The organism is Marinobacter sp. BW6 (assembly GCF_008107725.1).
Taxonomy (GTDB): Bacteria; Pseudomonadota; Gammaproteobacteria; order Pseudomonadales; family Oleiphilaceae; genus Marinobacter.
Genome location: NZ_VIRN01000084.1, coordinates 1 through 442, shown reverse-complemented (window position 1 = coordinate 442; position 442 = coordinate 1). Strand labels below are relative to the sequence as shown.

The following is a 442-nucleotide window of genomic DNA, read 5'->3' as shown; positions in this document are numbered from 1 at the left end:
GGCCTGTACTGCCCTGCCGACGATAACTCTGGCGCAGGACGCTCAGAAACCGAACATTCTATTTATTGTCTCCGATGACACGGGCTACGGGGATACAGGGCCCTATCTGGGTGGCGATGCGCGTGGCATGCCCACGCCGAACATCGACAAGCTGGCCGACGAAGGCATGATGTTTACGCATTTCTATGCCCAACCGAGCTGCACGCCGGGCCGCGCCGCGATGCAGACCGGTCGCATTCCCAACCGCTCCGGCATGACCACCGTAGCCTTCCAGGGGCAGGGTGGCGGACTGCCGGCTGCCGAATGGACCCTGGCCTCGGTCTTGAAGACCGGAGGCTACGACACCTACTTCACCGGCAAATGGCACCTGGGCGAAGACGACTACGCACTGCCCAACGCACAGGGCTATGACGTGATGAAATATGCCGGCCTGTATCACCTC

General features: G+C 61.5%; 1 protein-coding gene. It reads left to right on the top strand.

Annotated elements, in window-relative coordinates; all coding sequences use genetic code 11:
• Positions 1-13: 13 nt before the first annotated feature.
• A partial coding sequence (locus tag FMN52_RS19650; RefSeq protein ID WP_240339550.1) for a sulfatase-like hydrolase/transferase occupies positions 14-442 on the top strand: 429 nt, incomplete at its 3' end.